The organism is Pseudomonas sp. EL_65y_Pfl2_R96 (genome assembly GCF_963970905.1).
GTDB lineage: Bacteria > Pseudomonadota > Gammaproteobacteria > Pseudomonadales > Pseudomonadaceae > Aquipseudomonas.
The window spans coordinates 1-410 of record NZ_CAXAQH010000420.1 but is presented as its reverse complement, the minus strand read 5'-3'; the positions used below and the strand labels follow the sequence as shown (position 1 = coordinate 410).

Genomic DNA, 410 nt, shown 5'->3' with positions numbered 1-410 from the left:
ATTTTCTTCTTCGAGGAAACCGACTCTGGACTGCATCTTCGCAAGCATCTGCTTGAGCAATTCAGGATCATCGGGGAGGTTTTCGGGCATGGAAATCATGCCCTGGATTATACCGAATCAGGCCACGTATCGAGGCGTCAAAACCTGATGAGGGCGGTTGCGCCAGAGATCAAAACCATCCAGTAGCCAGTTCAGTTCCTGCACGGTCAGAACAATCGCCTCGTCAGTGGCATCGGGCGATGTTTTGAAGCGCTCGGATTCGAGGCGCTTGAGCCAGAGGCAGAAGCCGTTGCGTTGGTAAGTAGGCCGTAGGAGTTTCACCTTCAGCCTCTCGCAGAACCGTACGTGAGCCTCTCAACTCATACGGCTCCCGTTGCCCGGTCGAACCTCATTTCCATAGACATGCCAGT

Annotated in this window: 1 protein-coding gene; it reads right to left on the bottom strand. The window is 53.9% G+C overall.

Annotation, left to right across the window (positions count from 1 at the left end):
- Positions 1-117: 117 nt before the first annotated feature.
- Positions 118-321 carry a transposase gene (gene tnpB, locus AACY49_RS31365; RefSeq protein WP_258696219.1) on the bottom strand — a complete coding sequence of 68 codons (204 nt, stop codon included), beginning with the start codon at positions 319-321 and terminating at the stop codon, positions 118-120.
- Positions 322-410: the final 89 nt, after the last annotated feature.